We start from the raw sequence: 21,295 nt of genomic DNA, 5'->3' as shown, positions 1-21,295 counted from the left end.
GCCTACCGCCAGACGTTCAGGCCGCGCGCTCAGGTGGCGGCCGTCATGGAGGAGGCGCCCTCCGCCGGCCGCAGGCGGCGCCGGGCCGGTTCGCGCCCGCGCGGCTGGCGGGGCGCGGCGGTCGCCGGCGGCGGCGCCGGAACGGGGCAGGTGACGGGCGAGCCGTGGGCGACCATGATCGGCTTGCCGTGGTGCAGGAGGGGCAGCGGGTCGCCGTCGAGCAGCGTGTAGGTGGCGCTGCCCTGGTCCACCCGCACCGCCAGCCTGCTCCCCCGCATCACGATGGTGAAGCCGAGCCGCGACAGCCCGTCGGGAAGGCGCGGCGCGAAGGTCAGCCCGCCGCGCCGGCTGCGCATGCCGGCCAGGCCGTTGACCAGGGCCATCCAGCTGCCCGCCAGCGAGGCGATGTGGAGCCCGTCGCGGGTGTTGTGCTCCAGGTCGTCGAGGTCCATCAGCGCGGCCTCGGCCACGTAGTCGTAGGCCAGCCGCAGGTGCCCGACCTCGGCGGCGAGCACCGCCTGGACGCCCGCCGACAGGGAGGAGTCGCGGACGGTGAGCCGTTCGTAGTAGTCGAAGTTGCGGGCCTTCTGCTCGGGGGTGAAGGCGTCGCCACGCCGGAACATGGCCAGCACCAGGTCGGCCTGCTTGACCACCTGCTTGCGGTACAGGTCGAAGTAGGGGAAGTGCAGCAGCAGCGGGTACTGCTCGTCGGTGGTGGCCGCGAAGTCCCACACCTCGTGGCCGGTGAACCCGGCCGCCTGGGGGTGGACGCCGAGCGTGGCGTCGTAGGGGACGTGTATCGCCTCCGCCGCGTCGCGCCAGCCGGCCATCTCCTCCTGGTCGACGCCGAGCTCGCGGGCGCGTTCGGGATGGCGGCCCGCGGCCTCGGCGGCGGCCACCAGGTTCTGCTGGGCCATCAGGTTGGTGTAGACGTTGTCGTCGGAGATGGCGCTGTACTCGTCGGGTCCGGTCACCCCGTCGATGTGGAAGCGGCCCTGGGCGTCGTGGTGCCCCAGCGACCGCCACAGCCGCGCGGTCTGCGCCAGCAGTTCGAGCCCGATCCCGCGGTCGAAGTCCTCGTCCGCCGTGCAGTCGACGTAGCGGACGACCGCGTCGGCGATGTCGGCGTTGATGTGGAAGGCCGCGGTGCCCGCCGGCCAGTACCCCGAGCACTCCTCGCCGTTGATCGTCCGCCACGGGAAGCCGGCGCCGCGCAGGCCGAGCTGGCGTGCCCGCTCCATGGCCAGCGGCAGGGTGGAGTGCCGCCAGCGCAGCGCGTGCGCGGCGCTGTCCGGCAGGACCTGGGTGAGCAGGGGCAGCACGTACGCCTCGGTGTCCCAGAAGCTGTGCCCGTCGTAGCCGGGCCCGGTCAGCCCCTTGGCCGGGATCGCCCTGCCCTCCGCCCGAGCGCCGGCCTGCAGCACGTGGAACATCGCGAAGCGCACCGCCTGCTGGACCTCGCCGTCCCCGTCGACCTGCACGTCCGCGTTGCCCCAGAACGTGTCGAGGTAGGCGCGCTGCTGGGCCAGCAGGCCGTCCCATCCGGTCTGCACCGCGCCGGTGAGCGCGGCGGCCGCCTGGTCGCGTACGGCAGGCTCCGACCGCGCGGCCGACCAGCCGTACCCGACGAACTTGACCAGGCGCAGCCGCTCCCCCGGGCTGAGGAACACCGTCACCGTCACCCGGCCGAGGTCGGGCCCGCTCTCGGCGCTGACCAGCACGTTGTCCGGCCCCTCGACGACGTGGTCCATGCCCGCCGCGACGATCAGGCGGCTCTCCCTGGTGCGGTGCAGCAGCCCTGCGCGAGCGTCCTTGGCGCCGTGCTCCAGGCCGAGCAGCGGGGCCTGCAGCGCGGCGGCGACCCGTGGATCGCCGCCGGGCGGCGGGAGCGGCTCGTTGGCGACGAGTTCCGACTGCACCACCAGCCGCACCGGGCGGGCCAGGGTCTCCACGTCGTAGCAGATGGCCGCCACCGAGCGCTGCGTGAAGGACACCAGCCGGGTAGAGGACACGCGCACCACGTCGTCGGAGGGCGAGGCCCATTCGGCCCGGCGGTGCAGCACCCCGGCGCGCAGGTCGAGCAGCAGCTCGTGCGAGCGCAGCTCCCCGTAGCGGACGTCGAACGGCTCGTCGTCGACGAGCAGCCGGATCAGCTTGCCGTTCGTCACGTTGATGACGGTCTGGCCGGACTGCGGGTAGCCGTAGCCCGCCTCCGCGTACGGCAGCGGCCGCAGCTCGTAGACGCCGTTGAGGTAGCAGCCCGGCAGGCCGTGCGGCTCGCCCTCCTCGAGGTTGCCCCGCCAGCCGATGTGGCCGTTGGACAGCGCGAACAGCGACTCGTAGTGGGCCAGGACGTCCAGGTCGAGGTAGGTGGCGCGCAGGCACCACGGCTCGGTGGGGAAGGCGGCATGGCTGATCACGGGTGCTCCAGGAGCTCGGCCAGGTCCTTCACCACGACGTCGGCGCCGTGCGCCCTGAGCTCGGCCGCCTGGCCCGCCCGGTCGACGCCGACCACGAACCCGAAGCCGCCGGCCCGGCCCGCCGCCACTCCCGCGAGGGCGTCCTCGAACACCGCGCAGCCGGCCGGGTCCATCGCGAACGCCCGCGCGCCCGCCAGGTACATGTCCGGCGCCGGCTTTCCCGCCAGGTGCTCCCGCTCCGCCGTGAGCCCGTCGACACGCACCTCGAACAGGTCCTCGATGCCCGCGGCGACCAGCACGTCGCGGCAGTTCGCGCTGGAGGAGACCACGGCGCGGCGCAGCCCCGCCTCCCGCGCCGCCTTGACGTAGCGCACCGACCCCTCGTAAGGCCGCACGCCGTCCTGCTTCATCTTGCGCAGCAGGATCACGTTCTTCCTGTCGGCCAGCCCCTTCACGGTATCGGCCCGCTGCGGGTCGTCGGGGCTGCCCTCGGGCAGTTCGATGCCGCGGGAGGCGAGGAAGGCGCGGACGCCGTCGGCGCGGGGCCTGCCGTCCACGTAGTCGTCGTAGTCGGCCACCGGGTCGAAGGGCACGTACGGCTCGCCGCGCGCCCTGGCCCGCTCTCTCAGGTAGCCGTCGAACATCTCCTCCCACGCGGCGGCGTGCACCGTGGCCGTCCGGGTGAGCACGCCGTCCAGGTCGAACAGGCACGCCCGCACGCCGCCGGGCAGTCCCAGGTCGTTTCCCTTCACCGCATTCCCCGTTTCCCCGCCTCCGGCCCCCGTGGCGTGATCCCCTTCCGCGCCGGGCGGCCGGCGGCTGCCCGGCCCGCTCAGGGCTGCTGCGACGGCAGGACCTGGTCGTAGTCGATCTCGACGTGGCGCGGCCCGCGCAGTACCGCGCTGGGACGGTAGGGCGGCGGGTCGGTGACCAGCCGCGGGTTGACCAGCCGGCTCACCAGCTCGCGCAGGGCGATCTGGGCCTCGAGCCGGGCCAGCGGCGCGCCGAAGCACTGGTGGATGCCCCCGCCGAAGCCGAGGTGCTGGATGTAGGGGCGGTCCGGGTCGAAGCGGTCGGGATCGTGCACGTGCGCGGGGTCGCGGCTGCCCGAGGCGAGCGCCAGGATGATGGAGGAGCCCTTGGGGATGTCGACGCCCGCGACGGTGATGTCGTCGAAGGCGACGCGCTGCGGCAGGAAGTGCACGGGCGGCTCGAAGCGCAGCAACTCCTCGACGGTGTGGATGATCAGTTCGGGCTCCTTGCGGAGCCGGTCGATCATCCACGGGTTGCGCAGGATGGTGAGCATGCCGTTGGCGATGAGGTTGACCGTGGTCTCGTGCCCGGCGAGCAGCAGCAGCGCGCAGGTCGCCATCACGTCGACGTCCGACATCGAGCCCTCGGGACCGCTGTAGGTGACCAGGCCCGACATGAGGTCGTCACCCGGATCGCGGCGGTGGGCCTCGGCGAGCTCGCCGAGGTAGCGGCCGAGCTCGAGCCTGGCGGCCTGGTGGCGCCGTTCCCGCTCCTCCGCGTCCCCCTCGCCGGGGCCGATGCTCTCCACGATCGCCGTGGCCCAGGTGTGGAAGCGGGGCTCGTCCTCGCGCGGTACGCCGAGCAGGTGGCAGATCACCGTGACGGGGAAGGGGTAGGCGACGTCGTCGACGACGTCGGCCCGCGTGCGGCCGTCGAGGCCGTCGACCAGGCCCGTGACGATCCGCTGGAGATCCCCGCGCAGGTTGTCGACCACGCGCGGCGAGTGCGGCGGTCCGAAATGGCGCATCGCCAGGCTCCGGAGCCGGTCGTGCTCGGGCGGATCGCGCATGATGAACGAGGGCGGCAGCCCGCCGGTGGGCGGCGGCTCGTTCAGGTTCTCGGCGTCGGAGCTGACCCGCGGGTCGTGCAGCAGCGCGACGATCGCGTCGTAGGTGCTGACGACGTAGCTGCCGTCCTCCTGGCGCGCCACGGGCGTCTTGCGGAGTTCGGTGTACAGCGTGTACGGGTCGGCCCGGTTGGCGAACTGGAGGATCTGCTCGTAAATGCTTGCCGGCGCCACGAAGGTGCCTCCCTGTCTTGTCGTTCGAGGGTGCTACTGCGAATGCCGTACGAGCGTGACGCGGCGTTCGGCCGGGTCGTGCCCGGTCACCACCACCGTCGCGCCCTCGGCCGGGGCCAGCCGCTGCGGGACCCCGGCGGGCACCGGCCGCACCTCCTGTGTCCGGCCGACCATGCGGGCCTCCGGCGGGAACGGCGCGGCCCGCTCGATCTGGTCCCGGTAGAAGTCCAGCCACATCGCCTGGTCGAAGGTGACCGCGGCGGTGATCCTGCCGCGGAAGCCGTAGACGGCGACGAACCTGCGCCGGTCCACCGAGCCCTGCACGATCGCGATCTCGTCGGCCACGGTCGGCACGCCGACCGACTTGATGTTGACGCCGAACTGGATGGACCAGAAGACCGGCAGCGACAGGTGCGGCCAGCGGTGGGCCTGGTCGCTGAGCATGTTGTGGGCGGCGATCTCGGCCTGGGCGACCGCGTTGCCCCAGTGCTCCAGCGCCATGAACTGGTAGTGGTAGACCGGGTGCGGGAAGCGCGCCACGTCACCGGCGACGAAGACGTCGTCGGTGACCAGGCCGTTGATGTCGAAGGCGCGGCAGCCCGCGTCGGTGGCCACGCCCCAGGGTCCTGCCGCCAGCCCGGAGCCCTGCAGCCATTCGACGTTGCGGATGGCGCCGAGCGCGACCACCGCCACGTCGGCCTCGACCCGGCTGCCGTCGGACAGCTCCGCCCCCACCAGCCGGCCGGCGGCGTCGCCTTCGAGCGCCCTGACGGTGACCCCGCACCGCAGGTCGACGCCCGCCTCGCGCTGCATGTCCGCCGCGACGGCGCCGATCACCTCACCCATCGAGCCGTGCAGCGGCGCCTGCCCGGCCTCGACGAGGGTGACGGGCAGATCGAGGTCGCGGCAGACCGAGGCCACCTCGCATCCGGTGAACCCGCCGCCGATGACCAGCACCCTGCCGACGCCGGCGGCCAGCCGGTCCCGCACCTGGCGTGCCTCTTCGAGGGTGCGCAGCACGTACACCCCGTCGAGCGCGGCCTCTTCCGGTTTCGGCCACGGTCTGGCCCGCGCGCCGGTGGCGATCAGCACCTTGTCGAAGTCGATCGTCCGGCCGTCGGCGAGGCGGACCTGCTTGGCGCCGAGGTCGAGCCCGGTCGCGGGGGTTCCCGCCACCCATTCGACGTCGATCTCCCGCAGGTGGGGCAGCATGGTGTGCTCGGCCTCGACCATGCCCTTGAGCACCTGCTTGGACAGCGGCGGCCGGTCGTACGGCTGGTACGGCTCGTCGCCGACCAGGGTCACGGTGCCCTTGAAGCCGTCCCTGCGCAGGACGCCCGCGGCGCGGCCGCCGGCCAGGGACGCGCCGACGATGACGATGTGCCCGCTGCGCTTGAACTTGCCGTCGCTGTCACTCGTCGGGTGTGACAGCTCGGGGTCCACGGTTCGGTGCTGGGTGGCCATCCGGTCGAGGTGGATGGCCTGCACGGGACAGGCGGCCGCGGCCTGGAGCACCCGCTCGCGCTGGCCGTCATCGGGGTCGGTGTCGTAGAGAAGCGCTTCCTGGCCGAGCATGACGAACGCGTCCGGCGCCAGGAAGGCGCACTGCCCGTATCCCTGACAGCGTGTGAGATCAACGACTACGCGCACGGCGACTCCCCCCGTCGTTCCAGGCGGGCATCCGCCGCCCAGGCCGATCTGACACCTCCTTACCCGGCGCTTCGTTGGCGGTAAGTGAAGAAAAGTCATCGTTTGGGCATTTTCGCCGCATCGATGCGCTCGGTGGGGATGGTCAACAGGAGCCACTCTTGGAATCTTGAATGCGCGTTCCAGATATGGGGTAGAGTGAGCCGCGTGGCGAGAACGAGGGAGTTCGACACCGACGCGGTGGTCGAGGCGGCGATCGGCGTCTTCTGGAGCAAGGGCTACGCCGCCACCTCCATCCAGGACCTGGTCGAGGCGACGGGGATCGGCCGCGGCTCGTTGTACGCCGCCTTCGGCAGCAAGGAGGGGCTGTACGAGGCGGCGCTCACGCGCTACGCCGAGCGCTCCTCCGCCGACATCGCCGCCCGCCTGGACAGCGCGGCACCCATCCGCGAGGTGCTAAAGGATGTGCTGATCGCGCTGGTGGAGGCCACGGTCACCGATCCCGGGCGGCGTGGCTGCCTGATCACCAACACCGTGACCGAGCGGCTGCCCGCCGACCCGGTCGCCGGCAGGGTGGCGGGCGGGGCGCTCGACCGCAACGCCACGGCCTTCACCGCCGTGCTGCGCCGCGCCAGGGAGCGCGGCGAGCTGCCGCCCGACGCCGACGTGACCGCGATGGCCGACCTCCTCGTGACCACGATCCAGGGCCTGCGCGTCCAGGGCAAGGCGGGCGCCGACCGGCGGCGGCTGGTGGCCGTCGTCGAACTGACGCTTTCTGTACTGTTCATTCACGATTGGAGTTCGATATGACCAGGGTCGCAGTGCTGGGCACGGGGATCATGGGCGCGGCCATGGCGCGCAATCTGGCGAGGGCGGGCCACGAGGTGGCGGTCTGGAACCGGACGAGGGAGAGGGCGCTGCCGCTGGAGGCCGACGGCGCGGTCGTCGCCGCCGGCCCGGCCGAGGCCGTGGCGGGCGCGGAGGTCGTGATCACGATGCTGAACGACGGTGACGCGGTCCAGGAGGCGATGTCGGCGGCCGCGCCCGGGCTGCGCGCCGGGCAGGTGTGGGCGCAGATGAGCACCGTCGGCGTCGCCGCCATCGACCGGCTCGCCGAGGTCGCCCGGTCACACGGGCTGGTGTTCGTGGACGCGCCGGTGCAGGGCACCCGGCAGCCCGCCGAGGCCGGGACACTGGTCATCCTCGCGGCGGGGCCCGCCGACGAGCGGCTGGAGCCGATCTTCTCCGTGATCGGCGCCAAGACCCTGTGGGTCGGCGAGGTAGGGGCGGCCACCCGGCTCAAGCTCACGACGGTCGGCTTCGGGATCTCGCTGACCTCGGTGGTCGCCGAGGCGCTGGCGCTGGCCAAGGGGCTCGGCGTGGATCCGGCGCTGTTCGGCGAGGTCATCACCGGCGGGCCGATGGACAACCCGTACCTGCAGGCGAAGGTGAAGGCCATCCTGGCCGGGGACTACACGCCCAGCTTCACCGTGCGCAACGCCGAGAAGGACACCCGGCTGATCGCCGAGGCGGCGGCGGGCGCGGGCGTCGCGGTGGACCTGGCCGAGGCCGCGGGCGAGCGGTTCAGGAGGGCGGAGGCTCAGGGACACGGGGACGACGACATGGCGGCGAGCTACTTCGCGAGCTTTGCCGCGAATGCATCCGATGACCAGGGGCCCCTCCCCGCAGGCGCGTGAAGTCGCGCGGCGAGGAGACCACCTGGCACAAGCCCGACCACCAGGTGGTGGAGGCCTCGGTGGAGATGTCGGCCTGCGTCCTGGCCACCGGGTAACCGAGAGCGCCGCGATGGGCCTGCGCGTGCTGGGCACGGCGGCCGGTGGTGGTCTCCCCAGTGGAACTGCGCGTGCCCCGGCTGCTCCGGGGCACGCGCCCATCCGTGGCGGCGCCGCCGCCAGGCCTCGCTCGCGGTCGAGCTCGACGGCGGCAGCCGCTTCGTCGTGAACGCGACCCCCCGGCATCGCCGACCGGATCGAGCTGACCGGCGCGCTGCACCCGGGCCCCCAACCACGCACGACACCGCTGGCGGGCGTCATCCTCACCGCTGAAGGCGGGGAACGTGCGCGAGCACCCGCCGGCTGACCCCGCACCCCTCGCCGCGCCGGCTCGACCTTCTCCGGTAGCGCCCGCTCCTCCGGTAGCCCTCACTCCTCCGGTGGCCCCGCTCCTTCGGTAGCCACCGCTCCTCCGGTGGCCCCCGCTCCTCCGATGGCCCCCGCTCCTCCGGTGGCTCTCGCTCCTCCGGTGGCTCTCGCGCAGTCCGGAAGCCCGCGCCCGCAGGGCTTCCGGGCGCATTTGTCGGTGGATGCCGCTAGCGTTCCGCGCATCATCACAGCCGCGGGAGCTGCGTCCCGCGTCTTCGGCATGGGCGAAAGGCGGCAGCGTTGGGTTGGCTGGCGGCGGGCGACGGATATGAGGTCGCCCTCATCGAGGGCCGGGTGGCGGCGAGAGCCACCGCCGGCAGGGCGGCGGGACGGCAGCTGAAGTCGCTGCCGAAGGCGTTGCGAGACCATCCCGAGGTGGACCGGCTGCGCCGCCTCGCCGAGTGGCTCGACCGGCACGCCGCCTCCTGCGTCGCCCAGGTCGACGCGTGGATGGTCTCGTCGCTGCCCGTCCCCACCGAGCTGCTGGCCCGCGTGTGGCCCGACGAGGCGTGGCAGTCGGCACTGCGCGACCTGGTCGTGGTCGGCGACGATCCCGACGAGGTCGGCTTCCTGCGCGACGCCACCGACGCGGGCGAGCTGCGGGTGGTCGACCTCGACGGCGAGACCGTACGGCTGTCGCCGCGGACGGTGACCCTGCCGCACCCCGTGCTCCTGCAGGACCTGGAGGAGCTGCGCGAGTTCGCCGCCGAGCTCGGCGTGGTCCAGAAGGTCGAGCAGATCCACCGCGCCACCTGGCGCAAGCCCGCCGAGCTGGGCGAGCGGGACAGCGCGGTGAAGGAGTTCGCCGGCGGCAGCTTCGACTCGCGCTTCGGGCTGGCCGCCCGCGCCACCTCGCTCGGCTACCGGGTGTCCGGCGGTCACGCCACCTGCAGGGTGCGCGACGCCGGGCGCATCACCGAGGCCGCGGTGTGGATCGGCGAGCCGTACTGGGACGACAACGTGGCGACGGGCGACCTGCGGTGGAGTGACCAGGACGGCCGCACGCTCGCGCTGCGCGAGGTCGGCCCGGTGGCCTGGTCGGAGGGGATGCGGATGGCGGCGGCGCTCTACGCGGGGCGGCGGGTCGAGGAGGGGAAGGGCGCGTGACCATGGAGATGTCGCCGGCGGAGGAGCTGCTGAAGGCGGGGGCGGTGCTGCCGCCGGACACCGAGGGGGCCGGCGAGCGGGCGGTGCCGCTCACCACCAGGGCCTACCGCCACCCCGGCCTGGACGACCGGGTGGTGGTCCGTCTGGTCGCCGCGGAGCTCGGCGCGGCGGAGGACCTGGCCGCGGGCTTCCTGGGCCTGATCCCTGACGGCGAGCCCGCCGTCGTCGGGCTCGGCTCGCGGCGGTCCCTCGGCTTCCCCGAATGGGTGCTGGTGCACCACCCGGAGGACGGGCAGCACGCGCTCGCCGTCGTGCCTGAGCTGGAGCGCGCGGCGCGGCAGGCGAAGTCCAGGCCCAAGGCCGCGCTGGAGGCCTACCACGAGCTGGCCGGCAGGCTGGCCGCCGCGGTCCCGCACTTCCTGCCCACGTTCTACGAGCAGGCCGGCCGGGTGTTCCTGGAGGTGGAGAACGCCACCTACGCCGCCCAGCTGTTCGGCCACGCCCGCAAGGCCGAGGCGCGGCACGGGCTCGCCATCGACGAGGACCGGCTCGACGCGGTGTTCCTCGAGTTCGCGCTGGCGGGCGCGCTGCCGGTGAAGGTGCTGTCCGGCTACGCGAAGGAGCTGGCCGCCCGCCTGCCGGCCGACGAGGCGCTGCGCAGGTTCGCGCGGCTGTGCGTGCGGCGCACCGCGGGCGGGCTGCCGCCCTCGACGCAGATGGCGACCGATCTGCGCCGGCTCGCCAAGGCGGCGGGCGCCGACGCCGACGCGGAGGAGCAGGCGTTCCTGGGCCGGCTGCTCGACCTGTCCGCGACCCTGCTGGCCCCGGCCGGCTGGTGGAAGGCGCACCGCGCGGCGATCGTCGCCCTGGGCCGGCGCGAGCCCGAGGTCCGCGGCAGGCTGCTGAACGTCATGCCGCAGGCGAACGACCACGAGCTGCCGGCGGTGTGGCTGGACATCCTCGAGGCTTGCGGCGCCACCGCCGGCCTGGCCGGTGGCGAGGTGCCCGAGGGCGAGCGCCCCGGCGACGGCACCGCCGGCTGGCTCGAGCGCTTCCTGAAGGCCCGCGACGACGCCTGGGGCGTCCCGCCGCGGCTGCCCGCCCTCTACCTGCTGGTCGAGCGGCTGGCCGGCGTCGTGCGGGCCGAGCTGGCCGGATCCGGCCGCGCGCTGCGGGTCCCCTACGACCTCGACCTGCTCGACCTGCTGCTCGCCCTCGACATCCCCGTGGCCGAGCCGAACACTCTGCTGCTGGAGCAGTGGGCGCGCGGCGAGGGCCAGCGCGACCTGCTCGCCCTGGCCGCCGACGACCGCTTCCACCTGCCCTTCCAGCGGGCGGCCGACCGGTTCACCGACGACGAGGACGGCAGGCGCGCCGCCCGCCTGCTGGCGGCCTCGCCCGGCGGGCGGCCGCTGCTGGCCGCGTGGGTGCGCTCGGTGGCCGCCCGCTCCTCGGCCGCGGGGCTGCCGGAGCTGCCCGACGCCATGCGGCGGCTGTCCTGGCTGCCGGGTGAGGCGCTGGCCCTGGCCGAGGAGGAGGTGCGGCGGGCCGCGCGCGCCGACGTGGCCGAGGTGCTGGCCCGCACGCTGCGCGCGGGGCTGTTCGACGAGCTGGGCTGGCCGGCGTGGGAGGAGGCGGCCGCCGCGCTCGTGCGCAAGGAGGACGTCGACGACCTGATCGTGGCCGACGCCTGGCCGCACCTGATCGTCGCCGGTTCCGCGCAGGCGCGGGTGCTGGCGGCCGACGGCGCGGTGCTCACCCACGACCTGCGCCGCCCGGCCGACGACGACTGGGGCGACGCCGGATTCCACTACGTGGACGGCGAGCTGCTCGTGTACTGGCAGTCCCGCCAGCTTGACGGCGAGCTGTGCGGATACTGGCACACCTCTCCCGGCCGGCTCCACCACGTGGAAGGCGATCACCCCCGCGGCACCCGGCTCGACTGGTACCGCGGCGACGATCCCGTCACCCTGCCGCTGCCCGGCGGCGGGCGCACGACCGGCCACGCGCCGCTGCGCAAGGGTGACACGGCGGTGCCGTCCGAGCGGTCGGTGATCACTGACGGCACCTCCCACTGGGTGTGGACGTGGGACGGCGGCGACGGCACCACCACCGGCTGGTACGAGTTCGACCCCGCCGACGGGCAGGTGGGTAGGAAGGCCATGCCCGGCTTCCTCGCCGACGCGTTGCGCGCCGCGCCGACCGGCAGCACGTTCGACTCGGGCTGGCTCCTGCCGGCGTCCTCGGACGAGCCCACCCCCGCAGCCGTTCCGGTGCGCGGCCTGTACGGCTGGCGGGTGGTGGTGCTGCCCGACGGGTCGCTGCGCGGCGAGGACCTGTCCGGCCGTACCGTCACGGTGCCGCCCGGCACCGACGCCGTGCTGCGCGCCCTGACCTTCCCCGGCGACGACCGGCCCAGAGCCCTGGTACGACAGAGCAGCTACCGCGTCGGCCTCTCCGACCCCGACGGTGTCGTCACGGCCGTGGCCAGGACCGACGCCGCTCCCGGCGTCTTCGCCGAGGGCACGCTCATCCTGCCGCCGGTGCGCTACTGGCACTGCCTGCGGCCACGGGACCCGGAGGGCTCGGCCGCCCTGCGCCGCCTCGACAGGGACACCGCGGCCGCCCTGCTGGCGGCGGGCGAGAGCCGCGACGTCGACCTGCCCGCACGGATCCGCGCGGCGATACCGCAGGTCAGCCATGACGCGCTGATCGCCGGCATCGCGGGGGTGGTGCGCTTCGCCGCCGTTCAGCAGGCCGCGCTGCGCGGTGTCGAGGCGCGGCTCACGGCGGTCCTCGACGGCCGTTCCCAGGACGAGGGACCGGCCGGCCCCTCGGACGACCTGCTCGAAGCGGCCCTCAACGGGCTCACCAGCACCGTCAGGAACGTCTGGAACCGCCGGCACACCGACGCCGCCTACCGGCGGATGCGGGCCATCGGGGAGGCGGTGGCGGCGGGCGCCGAAGCCGCGGCCCCCGGCCGCCTGCACCTCGACCAGCCCGAGCTGCCCGTCACGGGCCTGCCGTGGGATCGCCTGCTCGACCACCTCGCCGCCGTGGCGTTCCGAGCCGCCGCGGAGGTGAGCGAGCCGGAGCACCGCGCGGTCCTGCGCGAGCTGCTGCGCCACTTCGGCGAGTTCGGGCTGCCCGTCGCGGCCGATCCGGCCCGGTGGCGCACGATGACGCTACGCCTGGACCAGAGCCACCTGCTCGCCCCGGACGGCGACAGGCGCGAGATGCGGGACGCGCTGCTGCCGCTCGGCGGCGGCGCGGTGCTCGCCTTCCTGTTCTGCGAGTCGCTCGGCGACACGGGCGCCTCGTGGTCGGCGCTGTTCCACGACCCCACGGGCCGGTTCGAGGTTCCCGCCCCGTACACCGTCGTCGCCTCCGGCCCGGTGGGCGAGGCGAGGCGGGCCGACTGGCTGGAGGCCTTCCTCGCCGAGCTCGACGCGCGCGGTCCCGCGCCGTGGCTGCCCGCGGCGGCGGAGGAGTTCGCCAGGCTCACCGGTGTCTCGCTGACGCTCGCCCGGCTGGTCGTGTCCGGCATGCCGTACGTGGACAGCTACGAGCGCAGCTTCCTCCCCAAGGACGCCCGCACCACGCTCGGGGTGAAGGTCGGCGACGCCGCCATCGCCAAGGAGGAGCTGCGCGGGACGGACCACGGGCTGCGGCGGGCGGTCGTCTCGGCGCTCCTGCCCGACGACCCCGCCCGGCTCTGGACGGACGGACCCGACGTGGCCCGCGCGGCCGCGATCTGGAGCGGCGCCATGGGACGGCAGACGCCGATCCCCGAGTGGCTCACCGCCGACGCCAACCGCGACCTGCGGGGCGTCGGTGCGCCCGGCACGGCGCTGCGCACGCTGGCCGAGCCCGCCGCCGCGCCCGAGCTGAGCCGCGACCTGGTCTGGACGGTGCGGGGCGACCGGGTCAGGCCCGCCGACGAGGAGGCCACCGGCTTCACCGGGCACACGCTCGCCATGGTCGTCACCACGGCGGGCTGGCTCGCCCATCGGCTGCCCGCGGGAGACCCCATCCGCGCGGCGCTGCCCGAGGCGCTGGCGGCGGTCAGGGCGCGGCTGGCCAACCCGGAGCTGATGCTCGACCTCGACCGGTACGTCGACCTGCCCGCGTTCAGGACGGCCGCCGGAGCGCCGACCGAGGTCGGCACGGGCTACGAGAGGTACGGCGCGCTCGTCATGGCGACCTACGACGAGCGGCCCGCGCCCGGCGTCCGCACCTCGCTGCTCGACCCGTCCGGCGCCGACCCCTACCTGCGCACCCTGCTCGGCATGGAGCAGCCGTTCCCCGTCGAGACCGCTCTGCGCACCGCCCTCGACCCGCGCTTCGCGGCGCTGCTGGCCGACCCCGGCGATCCGGTGGCCGGCACGCGTGACGCCGACGGCACGTGGTGGCCGCAGGACCCCACCCGCTCGGTGCCCGACCTGGTGGTCGAGGCGGCCAAGGAGTACGGCCTCGGCGAGGACGCCGCGGCCCTCTACCTGATGCTGCTGGCCATGCCCGACCCCACCGATCGCCACGTGGCCCGGTGGACGGGCTGGAAACCGGCCCGGTTCAAGGCGGCCCGCGCCGAGCTGGCCGCCACGGACCTGGTCGTCGAGGCCGCCAGGAACCGGGCGGGCCGCTCGCTGTTCCTGCCCGGCGGCTGGAACGAGCTGCGGTCCCCGTGCCTGCCGCTGGAGGAGTGGAAGGCACCGCTGTTCGGCACCACGGCAGGACGCACCCCGCTCGTGCCCGCCGAGCCGGCCGCCGACCTGTACGCAGGGGCCTGGCGGCGGGTCAGGGACGGCGACGCCCCCAGGTTCGCCCAGCTCCAGATCAGGCGCGGCAAGCGCCGCTGACCGACATCCGTACCGACGAGGACGTGTATTCATGACCCTGACACAGGACCAGGCGACCGCGCCCCGGCAGGTGCTGCCCGCCGAGGAGCGTCACGCCGCCGAGCTCGCCTTTCTCGCCGCTCACGACGACGGCCCCCGGCCGCCCGGCTGGAGGCTGACGCCCCGCGCGGTGGTGACGTTCATCTGCGGCAGCGGCGACGAGACGCTGGAGCTGCCGAAGAACCGGCGGCCCGCCGACGGCGCGCCGGCCCGGCTGAAGATCGCCGCCAAGTTCGTCGGCGAGCGGGCGCTGGTCGAACGATGCGTGGTGACGCTCGCGGGAGAGCGCGGCCTGCTGCTGGTCGGCGAGCCGGGCACCGCCAAGTCGATGCTGTCGGAGCTGCTGGCGGCCGCCGTGTGCGGCACCAGCGCGCTCACCGTGCAGGGCACCGCGGGCACCACCGAGGACGCCTTCCGCTACGGCTGGAACTACGCCCTGCTGCTCGCCCAGGGGCCGAGTCCCGCCGCGCTGGTCGACTCCCCCGTGCTCACGGCCATGCGCGCCGGGCGCGTCGCCAGGGTGGAGGAGATCACCCGCTGCCTGCCCGAGGTGCAGGACGCCCTGGTGTCGATCCTGTCCGACCGGCGGGTCAGCGTGCCCGAGCTGGCCGGCACCCCCGACGCCCAGGTGGCGGCCACGCCGGGCTTCACCGTGATCGCCACGGCCAACCTGCGCGACCGCGGGGTCTCGGAGATGTCGGCCGCGCTGAAGCGGCGCTTCAACTTCGAGACCGTCGACCCCATCGCCGACGCCGCCGCGGAGACCTCCCTGGTGCGCCGGCAGGCCACCGCGGTCGTGCAGCGGGCCGGCGCCGCCTTCGCCGTCGACGACGCCGTGCTCGAGGCGCTGGTCACCGTCTTCCGCGACCTGCGCTCCGGCCGTTCGGACGAGGGCTGGGACGTGGAGCGGCCCGGCACCGTGATGTCCACCGCCGAGGCGGTGCAGGTCGCGGCCTCCCTCGGTGTCGCCACCGCCTACCTGCCCGGCGGGGACGTCCTCGACCTGGTGCCCGGACACCTGCTCGGGGTGGTCCGCAAGGACGACCCGGCCGACCACGGGCGGCTGCTCGGCTATTGGGACGGCCCGGTACGGCGCCGCGCCGAGGACGGCTCGGCGATGTGGCGGCGGCTGTGGGACCTGCGGGAGACCCTCCGGTGACCGTCCAGGACCACGACACGGTCGGCCCCGACCCCAGGGAGGCGGTCGCCGCGCTGGCCGCCTCGGCGGTGCCGTACGTGGTGGGGGTGCGCCACCACAGCCCCGCGCTGGCGGTGGCGCTGCCCGCGCTGCTCGACGCCGCCGACCCCGAGGTGGTGTGCGTCGAGCTGCCCGCCGACTTCCAGCCGTGGCTGCAGCACCTCGCCGACCCCGCGACCGTCGCGCCGGTCGCCCTCGCCGGGTCAGGCGTGGACGGGCGGCTCGGCTTCTACCCGTTCGCCGACTTCTCGCCCGAGCTGGTGGCCGTCCGCTGGGCGTGGAAGCGGGGAGCCGAGGTGCTCTGCTGCGACCTTCCGCTGTCGGACCCCGGCTGGCAGGCGGCCGACCCGCCCGGCCTGCCCGCTCCTGACCCGTCCACGCCCGGCCCGAAGGCGGGTGTGGCCTTCGCCGACGCGCTGGCCGCCTCGGGCACCGGACGCGAGGGCGACGACCTGTGGGACAGGGCCGTGGAGGTTCTGGCGCCGGGCTGCGAGCCGGAGGCGGTGCGCCGTGCCGCGCTCGGCGTCGGCTGGGCGCTGCGCCGCGACGCCGAGACAGGCACGGAGTCGGCGGGCGGCGTCCCGGCCAGGGACCTGGCGCGGGAGGCGCACATGCGCCGCGTGCTCGCCGGAGCAGCGGCAGGCGGGCGCCGCGTCGCCGCGGTCGTCGGCGCCTTCCACGCCCCGGCCCTGCTCGGCCTCCAGCCCGGCGCCCAGGCAGAGGCGCCGGCGGCGGCCGGCACACCCGTCACCTCGCTGGTGCCGTACGCCTTCGACCTGCTCGACTCGAGGTCCGGATACCCCGCGGGCATCCGCGACCCCCGCTGGCAGCAGGCGGTGTTCGCGGCGGGCGGCGATCCCGGGCGGGTCAGGGACGGCGCCGCCCACGCCATCACCGAGGTGTGCCGGCAACTGCGCGCCGCCGGGCACACCGCGGGCACCGGCGAGGCCGTCGAGACGCTCCGGATGGCCTGCGACCTGGCACGGCTGCGCGGCCTGCCCGCCCCCGGGCGCGGCGAGCTGGTCGAGGCGGTGACGACCGTGCTCGGCCAGGGCGAACCCCTGGGCAGAGGACGAGCCCTGGCGCAGGCCATGGAGACCGTCCTCGTCGGCGCGGAACGGGGCAGGATCGCCCCCGGCACGCCCCGTTCCGGCCTCGGCCCCGCCGTCGAGGCGGAGCTCGCCGCGCTGCGCCTGCCGTGCCCCGACGATCCCGACCATCGGGAGGTACGGCTCGACCCGCTCCGCTCCGAGCTGGACGCGCGCAGGGAAGTGGCCCTGCGACGCCTCCTGGTCTGCGGGGCGGGCTACGGCGAGCCGATCGAGGTGGCGGGAACGGGCGACGCCGGCGCGCTCACCACCAAATGGCGGCTGGCGTGGACGCCTGCCGTCCCGGCCCGGCTCGACCTGGCCGGCGTTCGCGGGGTGACCCTCGCCCAGGCCGCGGCGGGCACGCTGCGCGACAGGTTCCGCCGCGAGTCCGCCGACGGCGGGCCCACCTGCGCGCTGATCCTCGACGGCCTGCGCGCCGCGGCCCGCTGCGACCTGCCGGAGCTGGTGGCGGCCCGCCTCGACGACGCCGCGGTCACGCTTCCCGCCGCCGCCACGCTCGCCGAGTTGCTCGAGGCGCTCGACATGCTGGAGGCCCTGCGCCGCGAGCATCTGCCCGGCACCACCCCGCAGGGTCGCGAGCAGGCCGCCGAACTGGCGGGCACCCTGCTCGAAGCCGCCGTACGCGCGCTGCCCGGCCTGGCGGGCAGCGACCAGCCGGAGGACGCGGTCGCCCTGGTCGCCCTCGCCTCCAGGGCCGGGGAGGAACGCCTCGGCCTGCGGATGGACGACACGCTGGCGGGGCTCGCGCGCACCGCCTCGCCGCTGATCCAGGGGGCGGCCATGGCCGCACGCGTCCTGCTCGACCTGGACGGTCCGGACGCTCTCGGCGCCAGGGCGGCGGGGTGGGTCGACACCGCGACCGACCTCGACAGCCGCAGACGCCTCAGCCGCCTGCTGAGCGGCGTGCTCACGGCGGCCGCGCCGCTGCTGCAGTCGGCCCCTGAAGCCCTCGTGCCGCTCATGGACCGCATCGACGCGCTGGCCGACCAGGAGTTCCTCGATCGGCTGCCGGCGTTGCGGGGCGGGTTCGACACGCTCGCGCCCGCGGGCCGTACCCGGTTGCTGAGCGAGGTGTCCGCGCGCCTCGGCGGGCGGCTCGACGTGACGCTGGAGGCTCCGCCCGCGCTGCTCGCCCTGTGGGCCGCCGCCGACACGGCGGGGCTGGGCGCGCTGCGTGCGCTCGGGCTGCCGTTCGCACCGAACCAGGCGACCGGTGACCTCCTCGTGGCACGGCAGGACCAGACGACCCCCGGGCCCGCCACCTCGGACGACGGACCCCGAGCCCTGACGGCCGCCGACTCCGCCACCTCGGACGACGGACCCCGAGCCCTGACGATCCCCGAATCCGCCGCCTCAAGCGACGCTTCGCGCAGGTTCGCGCCGACAGACCGGTGGCGGCTGCTGCTCGGGCGGGAGTCCGAGCGGCTCGCGGCGGGCGCCCGTTCCTACGCGCGAGCGCTGGACGAGCTGTACGGCGCGGGCCGCGGCGAAGGCGCCGACGACTTCGGGGAAAGCGACGGGCCCGGCGGCACCGGCGACTCCTTCCCCACCGCACGCGAGTGGGCGGAGGAGCTGGAGGCCCTGTTCGGGGCGGACGTGCGGGAGGAGGTCCTGGCGCGAGCGGCCGAGGCCGGGAGGACCGACGTCCTCGACGTTCTGCGGCCCGGCGCGGTGCGGCCGTCGATCGAGCTGCTGACCTCGGTGCTGACGCTGGCGGGCGGCCTGCCCGAGCAGCGGCTGGCCACATTGCGGCCGCTGGTCCGCCATCTGGTCGCGGAGCTCACCCGCGAGCTGGCCACCCGGCTCCGGCCGGCGCTGACCGGGGTGGCGAACCCGCGTCCGACCCGCCGTCCGGGTGGCAGGCTCGACCTGCCGCGCACGCTGCGGGCGAACCTGGCCCACACGCGCCGCATGGGCGACGGACGGCTCGTGGTGGTCCCCGAACGGCCGGTGTTCAACAGCCGGGCCCGCCAGGAGGCCGACTGGCGGCTGATCCTCGTGGTGGACGTGTCCGGCTCGATGGAGGCCTCGGTGGTGTGGTCGGCGCTGACCGCCGCGGTCCTGGCGGGCGTGCCCACGCTCTCCACCCACTTCCTGGCGTTCTCCACGCAGGTGATCGACCTCACCGACAGGGTCGCCGACCCGCTTTCCCTCCTGCTCGAGGTGCAGGTCGGCGGGGGTACGCACATCGCGGCGGGGCTGTCTCACGCCCGCTCGCTGGTCACCGTGCCGAGCCGTACGCTCGTCGTGGTCGTCAGCGACTTCGAGGAGGGATACCCCCTGGGCGGCCTTCTCGGCGAGGTGCGTTCGCTCGTCGGGTCGGGCGTCCACCTGCTGGGCTGCGCCGCCCTCGACGACGAAGGCGTCCCCCGCTACTCGTTGCCCGTCGCCCAGCAGCTCGTCGCGGCCGGCATGCCGGTCGCCGCCCTCAGCCCGCTCGCCCTCGCCCGCTGGGTGGGCGACCGCCTCCGCGGAGAAGCCAGGTGAACTCCCCCACGCCAACCGTTCCCCCCGCCCTGCCGCCCGTGGCGCCGCACGTGGTGGCCGCGGCCGTCGAGGTCCTGACCTCCAGGCTGCGCAAGAAGCTGGACGCGGCGGTCGAGCAGTACGCCGCCGTGTCCCCCGTCGCCGACGGCGACGGCATCACGATCCGCTGCGGCGAGGACGCGGTCGTGACACTCTCGCCGGGGACGTCGGGTGCGATCCTCGAGGAGGACCAGGCGCGGTGCAGCTGCCTGCTGTCGCCGCGGTGCCTGCACCGCGCGGCCGTTCTCAGCGCCTGCCCCGTGGCCGACGCCGCCGGAGAGACGGCCGGCACCGGAGAGACCAACACCGGAGAGGTCTCCGCCGGAGAGGTCGCCGGCACCGGCGCGGATGCCGACGCGAGCTCCGGTGTGGCACCGGCCGGCGGCGACCACTCCGGCGCGAGTCCGACCACCCACGCGGACTCCGCCGGCACGGCACCGGCCACCCGTGCGGGCTCGGGCGCGGAGGCGACGGCCGGCGGGGGCGCGGGTTCCGGGTCCCCCACCGGGACGGACGGCTCCGCCCAGGCCGCCGATCCATCCCGCGCGGGGCCGAGTGCGGCGCAGGTGGCCGCGGCGGCCGGGCTGTGGGCCGCCGCCGCGGCGGTGCTGTCCGCCGGGGTGCCCGCCGCGGGCGCGGTTCCGCAGGCCGAGTTGCTCAGGGCAGCGCACACCGCCCGGCTGGCCGGCCTGCCCAACGCCGAGGCCGCCGCCGTACGCGTCGTGCGCGGTCTGCGCGCGGCCCGCGAACGCCACGACGGTCACCGTCTCGCCGACCTGGTGTCCGCGCTGCGCGAGCTGCTGCTCACCGCTGGCCGGCTGGCTTTGGCGGACCCGGATCCCGCGCTGGTCGGCAGCGTTCGCCGGAGCTACCAGCAGGGCGGGAGCCTGCGGGCGCACGGCGTCTTCAGGGAGCCGGTGATCAGTGCCACCGGCTACGGCGGCGTGGTCACCCATCTCGTCGCGGAGGACGGCCGGTGGTTCTCGGTCGCCGACGTCAAACCGGGCGGGGCCGCTCGCGCGCGCGGGGCGGCCACCGCGACCGTGGCCATCGGCTCGGCCATGCTGAGCCATGCCCAGCTGGCGCGGGCGGGCCTGTTGATCGTCGGAGCGACCGTTTCGCCCGACGGCCGCCTCGGCGCGGGTCGCGGGGTGCGCGCCACCCCGCTCACCGGCATCCCGTGGACAGCCGGTCCGCTGGCCGCCCTGTTCGCGCGTCCCCTGGCCGAGTCCGCCGCCGCCCGGCTGTCCGACGACGGGTGGAGCGAGGCGGAGGCGGCCCGCGAGCCGGTCGGCTGCGATCTGGTGATCGTCGGTACGGCGGGCGACGCCGTGCTGGCCCGCGAGCTGTGGCCCGCCGCCACGGCGGGCGCGGATGCCGACGGTCCCACCCCTCAGGCACCACCCGGCGGCCCGGCGGACGGTGATCCGGTGTGGCGGGCCCCGTCGAGCGGCCTGGCCGGTGACGATGTCCGGCCGGCGCGACCCGGCGGCCCGCTCATCCGGCTCGTCCCCGCCGGCCGGCACCCCGGCCTGGCCCACCTCGACAACCTGCGACGTCTCGCCTCGCGCCCCGGCATGCTGGTGCGCGTCGTGGGCCGGGTCGATCCGGACCGGGCGGCCACCCTGATCCCCTTGGCGGTGGGTCCGGTGCCGGGCGCCGAGGCGACCCTGCGCCTTCCCGCCGACTGGCACGATCGGGCCGACCTCGGCTACGACCGCCTGCAACGCTCGCACCTGCCTCCGGATGACGCCTGCCTGCCGTACCGGATGGAGGGGGCGGAGGAACGCGTCGATCCGGTGGCGGGCGCGCCGCTCTGGCGGGTACGCCGGCTGGTCGAGCTGGCCGTCGCCGGTGGCCGCAGGGCGGTGGCGGAACCAGCGCGCAACGGCGACGCCCGCGCGCAGGCGGCCGCCCTGCGCGGTGCGGGGTTCCTTGCCGCGGCGGACCTGGTGACCGCGCTCACCGCCGAGGCCGACCGCAGGGCTCGCGACGTGTTCGGCCGGTTGGCCGAGTCCGACACCGATCGTTACGCGTGGGCCTGGCTGGCCGCCGCGGCCCACCTGGCCGCGACCGAGCGGGCCCTGGTGCGGGCGTCCTGGCAGGCCGGTTGATCGCCGGACGGCATGGGCCGGGCCCGGAGCGCCCCAGCGGCTCCGGGCCCGGCCGTTC

At 75.2% G+C, this 21,295-nt stretch carries 11 protein-coding genes; 7 read left to right on the top strand and 4 right to left on the bottom strand.

Annotated features, from left to right (window positions below; all coding sequences use genetic code 11):
- Positions 1–29: 29 nt before the first annotated feature.
- The 4 genes from ACWEVS_RS24740 to ACWEVS_RS24725 form a co-directional block, all read right to left on the bottom strand.
- Positions 30–2,420: a glycoside hydrolase family 65 protein gene (locus ACWEVS_RS24740; protein ID WP_452553530.1), complete on the bottom strand. Its 2,391-nt coding sequence runs from the start codon at positions 2,418–2,420 to the stop codon at positions 30–32.
- Positions 2,417–3,172, bottom strand: a complete 756-nt coding sequence (locus tag ACWEVS_RS24735; protein ID WP_449930414.1) for an HAD family hydrolase — start codon at positions 3,170–3,172, stop codon at positions 2,417–2,419. Before ACWEVS_RS24735 ends, ACWEVS_RS24740 begins: the two co-directional genes overlap by 4 nt.
- Before the next feature lie 80 nt (positions 3,173–3,252).
- Positions 3,253–4,473: a cytochrome P450 gene (locus ACWEVS_RS24730; protein WP_449930412.1), complete on the bottom strand. Its 1,221-nt coding sequence runs from the start codon at positions 4,471–4,473 to the stop codon at positions 3,253–3,255.
- Positions 4,474–4,506: 33 nt separating this feature from the next.
- Positions 4,507–6,123, bottom strand: coding sequence for an FAD-dependent oxidoreductase (locus tag ACWEVS_RS24725; protein ID WP_354911772.1), 1,617 nt, complete (start codon positions 6,121–6,123; stop codon positions 4,507–4,509).
- 204 nt (positions 6,124–6,327) lie between these two features.
- Between ACWEVS_RS24725 and ACWEVS_RS24720 the strand changes: the two genes are divergently transcribed.
- From ACWEVS_RS24720 to ACWEVS_RS24690, 7 genes are all read left to right on the top strand, one after another.
- Entirely contained in the window at positions 6,328–6,930 is a 603-nt protein-coding gene (locus tag ACWEVS_RS24720) for a TetR/AcrR family transcriptional regulator (protein WP_452553528.1), read from the top strand.
- A complete protein-coding gene (locus tag ACWEVS_RS24715; RefSeq protein WP_452553526.1) occupies positions 6,927–7,817 on the top strand; it encodes an NAD(P)-dependent oxidoreductase in 891 nt (296 codons plus the stop codon). Before ACWEVS_RS24720 ends, ACWEVS_RS24715 begins: the two co-directional genes overlap by 4 nt.
- Before the next feature lie 705 nt (positions 7,818–8,522).
- The gene (locus ACWEVS_RS24710) at positions 8,523–9,389 is read left to right on the top strand and encodes a DUF4132 domain-containing protein (protein ID WP_452553524.1); all 867 of its coding nucleotides are present in this window, start codon (positions 8,523–8,525) and stop codon (positions 9,387–9,389) included.
- A 2-nt stretch (positions 9,390–9,391) separates the two neighbouring features.
- Positions 9,392–14,248 (top strand): DNA-binding protein, encoded by a 4,857-nt coding sequence (locus tag ACWEVS_RS24705; protein ID WP_452553592.1) that lies wholly within the window; start codon positions 9,392–9,394, stop codon positions 14,246–14,248.
- A gap of 31 nt (positions 14,249–14,279) precedes the next feature.
- Entirely contained in the window at positions 14,280–15,446 is a 1,167-nt protein-coding gene (locus ACWEVS_RS24700; RefSeq protein WP_452418503.1) for an ATP-binding protein, read from the top strand.
- Positions 15,443–19,084, top strand: a complete 3,642-nt coding sequence (locus ACWEVS_RS24695; protein WP_452553523.1) for a DUF5682 family protein — start codon at positions 15,443–15,445, stop codon at positions 19,082–19,084. The genes ACWEVS_RS24700 and ACWEVS_RS24695 overlap by 4 nt, the downstream gene beginning before the upstream one ends.
- Complete coding sequence (locus tag ACWEVS_RS24690) at positions 19,081–21,237, top strand: SWIM zinc finger family protein (protein WP_452553521.1); 2,157 nt, start codon at positions 19,081–19,083, stop codon at positions 21,235–21,237. The genes ACWEVS_RS24695 and ACWEVS_RS24690 overlap by 4 nt, the downstream gene beginning before the upstream one ends.
- Positions 21,238–21,295: the final 58 nt, after the last annotated feature.

It is taken from the genome of Nonomuraea sp. NPDC003754 (assembly GCF_053605785.1).
The sequence above is the reverse complement of the archived record's forward strand: the minus strand, read 5'-3'. Positions and strand labels throughout refer to the sequence as shown.